The sequence below is a fragment of the Stackebrandtia sp. genome, assembly GCF_035643755.1.
Lineage (GTDB): Bacteria > Actinomycetota > Actinomycetes > Mycobacteriales > Micromonosporaceae > Stackebrandtia.
Window position 1 is genome coordinate 1 of sequence record NZ_DASQPW010000145.1, and the last position, 4,295, is coordinate 4,295.

The following is a 4,295-nucleotide window of genomic DNA, read 5'->3' on the forward strand; positions in this document are numbered from 1 at the left end:
CGCGCAGCAGCAGGAAGAGCAAGGCGTAGGCGATGGTCGACAGGACGCCGACGCCGGCGAAGCGCGCGACGGGCGTGGCGACCGCGAGCCGCGCGACGCCCTTGAGATCCGCGACGGCGGTCCCGACGATGTCCACGCGCGAGTCGGGGTCGTCGACCCAGTCGACGGGGACCTCGTGGATGCGCAGGCCCGCGCGCTCGGCGAGCACCAGCAGCTCGGTGTCGAAGAACCAGCCGGTGTCCTCGATCATGGGAAGCAGGCGGTGGGCGACGTCGGCGCGGACCGCCTTGAATCCACATTGGGCGTCGGAGAAGCCGGCGGCCAGCCCGCCCCGCAGCAGCGCGTTGTAGGCGCGGGAGATGAACTCGCGCTTGCCCCCGCGCACCACGCGCGAGCCGCGCGCCAGCCGGGATCCGATCGCGACATCGGAATGCCCCGATATCAGCGGGGCCACCAGCGGCAGCAGCGCGTTGAGGTCGGTCGACAGGTCGACGTCCATATAGACCAGTACCGGCACCTCGGAGTTCGACCAGACCCGCTTCAGGGCGCGCCCGCGCCCCTTCTCCTCCAGGCGCACGAACGCGACCTGCGCCAAGTCGTCGGCGAGCCGCGCGGCGATGGCCGGGGTGTCGTCGGTGCTGGCGTTGTCGGCGATGGTGATGCGGTACCCGTACGGGAAGGTGCGGGCCAGGTGCGCGTGCAGGCGCCGCACGCACCGCTCCACATCGTCCTGCTCGTTGTGGACGGGAATCACCACGTCCACCACGGGCTCATAATGGCCCGCGGGGACGGGTTGCCGGATCGGCAGCCCCCGCGTCGTTGGTGCCTCGGTCGTTGTCATGGACCGAAGCCTCGCCGCGCGGGCTGTAGGGCGTCTTTGGCGAAGCTGTGCGCCGGCTATGTGTCGTCGCGAACGGCGGCGACCGCCAGCGTGGTGAATCGCACGGTCATGGAGCCGCCGAGGGCGTCGATGGCGTCACCGACGGCCTCCAGCACGGCGTCGAGGGCGCCGGGCGGGGCCTGGGTGAAGCCGCCCGTGGTGGACAGCTGCTCCAGCCAGGCCGCGCGGGTGTAGGTGTCGTCCCAGGTGAAGCGCCACTGCCGCGCGGGCGCGAAGCCGCCGGCCTCGGCGATCTCGCCCGCGACCTTGGCGCAGCCCGCCTCGTAGACGTCGGCGACGCGGCGGGCGCTGTAGGGCAGCGGGGAGTCGGGAAGAACCTGCTTCATACCCGCGGCGAGCGCGGCGGTCACCTCGGACGGCGGGTCTCCGGCGTTCCAAAACACCACTAGCGGCCCGCCGGGGCGAAGCACCCGTGCCGCCTGGGCGATTCCCGCCATCGGGTCGACCCAGTGCCAGGCGGTGCCCGCGACCACGGCGTCGAAGCGACGGCCGTCGGGGTCCCATTCCTCGAACTTTCCATTCTCGACGGTGACGCCGCTGTCGCGGGCGAAGGCGGCCATCCGCTCGTCGGGCTCGACACCCAGCACGGTGCGGCCCGCGGCGATGAGCTGGCGGGCCTCGATTCCGGTGCCGCAGCCGACGTCGAGGATCTCGCGGCCGGGCGCGGTGTCGACGATGCGCCGGATCAGCTCGTCGGGGTAGCGGCTGCGGGCGCGGTCGTAGCGGGCGGTGTCCACGCCGAAGGATTCGGCGATGTCGCGCTGCTCGTGGGCCTTGGCGTTGGGCGGTTCCGCTGGTCGCGGCGGTATAGTGGTCATGCGCCCACTATAAACGGGCAAGTGCCCACTCGTCCACCGAGCCAGGAGACACCATGCCGACCGGGGTGGCCATGCGCGACGCGCGCCGCCAGCTGTTCGACGCCGCCGAGCGCATCCTGCTGCGCGACGGCCCCAGCGCGCTGACCAGCCGCGCGGTCACCGCCGAGGCGGGCTGCGCCAAGGGGGTGTTGCACCGCCACTTCGACGACTTCGACGGCTTCCTCGCCGAGTTCGTGCTCGATCGCGTCAAGCGGATCGACGCGCAGACCGCGTTCCTGCGCGACGCCGCGGGGGTCGGCGACATCGTCGACAACCTCGCCGCCGCCCTGGGCGGGCTGTTCGACTCCGTGGCCGTGGCGATCGTCCCGCTGGTCACCTTCCGCGACGAGCTGCGGGCGCGGCTGCGCCGCGACTGGCCCGCCGGCGTCCCGGTCCTCACCGAGGCGGTGACCCTGGTGGCGTCCTATCTGGAGGATGAACGCGCCCGCGGCCGGATCGCCGCCGACGCCGAGGTGGACGGGCTGGCGCCGATGCTGATCGGCTCGGCCCACCTGCTGTTCGCCGACCGGACCGGCCCCGCCCCCGGCTCCGACGACGTGCGCGCCATCGTGGAACGGGTGATCGGCGGCGCGCTGCGCGGCCCGACGGTCCGGCGGCGGCGCGGCGTCAGCCCGACGAACTCGGCGCGGGGCTGACCGGCAGCCGAATCGCGAAGCTGGTGCCGTCGGCGTCGGTGTCCACCGCGATGGATCCATTGTGGGCCGTGACGACGGCCTCGGCGATGGCCAGGCCGAGACCCGTGCCGCCCGTGCCGCGCCAGCGGGACGCGTCCCCGCGGGTGAACCGCTCGAACAGGTGCGGGACAAGGGATTCGGGGATACCCGGGCCGTCGTCGGCGATGGTGATCACCGCGGCGTCGGTCTCGGCGGCGACGGTGCCGGTGACCGTGGTGCCCGGCGGGGTGTGGGTGCGGGCGTTGGCCAGCAGGTTGACCAGCACCTGGTGCAGGCGCGCGGCGTCGGCGCTCACCACCACCGGACGGTCGGGCAGCTCGAGCCGGTAGTGGTGGTCGCCGCCCGCGGCGCGGGCGTCGGCGAAGGCGTCCATCACCTGGGCGCACACGTCCACCTCCTCCATGGACAGCGGGCGGCCCGAGTCCAGGTGGGCCAGCAGCAACAGGTCCTCCACCAGGCCCGTCATGCGGGTCGCCTCGGATTCGATGCGCCCCAGGGCATGCCGGGTGTCGGGCCCGGGGTCCTCGGTGCCGCGGCGGGTGAGCTCGGCGTAGCCGCGGATCGACGCCAGCGGGGTGCGCAGCTCGTGGCTGGCGTCGGCGACGAAGCGCCGCACCCGGGTCTCGCTGTCGTGGCGGGCCTCCAGGGCGGCGCCCACGTGGTCGAGCATGCGGTTGAGCGCCCCCCCGACCTGGCCGATCTCGGTGCGCGGGTCGGTGTCGCGCTCGGGGACCCGCTCCGACAGGCGCACCTCGCCCCGGTCCAGGGTCTGGCGCGACACCCGGGCGGCGGTGGCCGCCACCCGCCGCAGCGGACGCAGGGCCGCGGAGACGATCCCGGTGCCCGCCAGGCCCGCCGCCAGCAGCCCCGCGGCGGTGACGCAGCACTCCACGATCAGCAGCGTGTTGACGGTGTCGCGCACGTTCTGGGTGGGAAGCCCGACCAGGAGCCGGTCGTCGTCGGGGGTCGTCACGTAGGCGACCCGATAGTCGCCCAGTCCCGGAATGTCCACATTGTGTCCGCGGGAGTCGTGCGGGATGTCGGCGAACGCCGCGATCTGGTCGGATTTCAACGGCTTCAACCGATCGAAGGGGGTGAGGCTGGTGCCCTCCCGGCTGACCGCGGCGTCGGTGACCTTGCCGTGGCCGTCGACGATCGCGCCCAGGGTGCCGATCGGCTGCCCCGGCATCGCCACGAACTCCAGCCCGTGCGACCGCGGCCCACCCTCCCGCGAGGCCACGGCGTGCACCTGGTCGTCCAGCTGGTGGTACAGATAGGACTGAAGCACGATGGTCGTGATGACGGCGATGACGGCGCCGACCACGGCGACCAGACCGATGACCGACAGCACCAGCCGGGTGCGCAGCTTCATGGCGCCGGCGCCGGTTTCAACACGTACCCCGCCCCGCGCCGCGTGTGGATCATGGGCGGCCGCCCCGCGTCGATCTTGCGGCGCAGATACGAGATGTACAGCTCCACCACATTGGCCTGACCCCCGAAGTCGTAGTGCCACACCCGATCCAGGATGGTCGCCTTCGACAGCACCCGCCGCGGGTTGCGCATCATGAACCGCAACAGCTCGAACTCGGTGGCGGTGAGCTCGATGTCCTGTCCCCCACGGGAGACCTCGTGGGTGTCCTCGTTGAGCGTCAGGTCCCCCACGCTCAGCACCGACTCCCGCGCGTTGTTCTGGGCGCCGGCCCGCCGCAGCAGATTGCGCAGCCGCGCCAGCACCTCCTCCAGGCTGAACGGCTTCGTGACGTAGTCGTCGGCGCCGATCGTCAGGCCGCGCACCCGATCCTCCACGGCGTCCTTGGCGGTGAGGAACAGCACGGGCAGCTG

General features: G+C 72.6%; 5 protein-coding genes. 1 reads left to right on the plus strand and 4 read right to left on the minus strand.

The genetic code is table 11. The features are described 5' to 3' along the window. Positions 1-841 (minus strand): dolichyl-phosphate beta-glucosyltransferase (locus VE172_RS11130; RefSeq protein WP_324801244.1); only part of this gene is annotated, 841 nt, incomplete at its 3' end. 56 nt (positions 842-897) lie between these two features. Continuing rightward, a complete protein-coding gene (locus VE172_RS11135) occupies positions 898-1,719 on the minus strand; it encodes a class I SAM-dependent methyltransferase (protein ID WP_324801248.1) in 822 nt (273 codons plus the stop codon). Positions 1,720-1,772: 53 nt separating this feature from the next. Here VE172_RS11135 and VE172_RS11140 point away from each other — a divergent pair, with 53 nt between their 5' ends. Beyond that, positions 1,773-2,414, plus strand: a complete 642-nt coding sequence (locus tag VE172_RS11140; protein WP_324801249.1) for a TetR/AcrR family transcriptional regulator — start codon at positions 1,773-1,775, stop codon at positions 2,412-2,414. On the opposite strand, the gene VE172_RS11145 is transcribed toward VE172_RS11140, so the two are convergent. Together VE172_RS11145 and VE172_RS11150 are read right to left on the minus strand one after the other, a co-directional pair. Beyond that, positions 2,386-3,825 carry a sensor histidine kinase gene (locus tag VE172_RS11145; protein WP_324801252.1) on the minus strand — a complete coding sequence of 480 codons (1,440 nt, stop codon included), beginning with the start codon at positions 3,823-3,825 and terminating at the stop codon, positions 2,386-2,388. The two genes, VE172_RS11140 and VE172_RS11145, sit on opposite strands and share 29 nt — an antisense overlap. Further along, a partial coding sequence (locus VE172_RS11150) for a response regulator transcription factor (protein ID WP_324801254.1) occupies positions 3,822-4,295 on the minus strand: 474 nt, incomplete at its 5' end. The genes VE172_RS11145 and VE172_RS11150, both read right to left, overlap by 4 nt.

Excerpts from the sequence above, each read along its gene's own strand:
- VE172_RS11135 (WP_324801248.1), bottom strand. The coding sequence starts at position 1,719 with ATGACCACTATACCGCCGCGACCAGCGGAACCGCCCAACGCCAAGGCC.
- VE172_RS11140 (WP_324801249.1), top strand. The coding sequence starts at position 1,773 with ATGCCGACCGGGGTGGCCATGCGCGACGCGCGCCGCCAGCTGTTCGAC.
- VE172_RS11145 (WP_324801252.1), bottom strand. The coding sequence starts at position 3,825 with ATGAAGCTGCGCACCCGGCTGGTGCTGTCGGTCATCGGTCTGGTCGCC.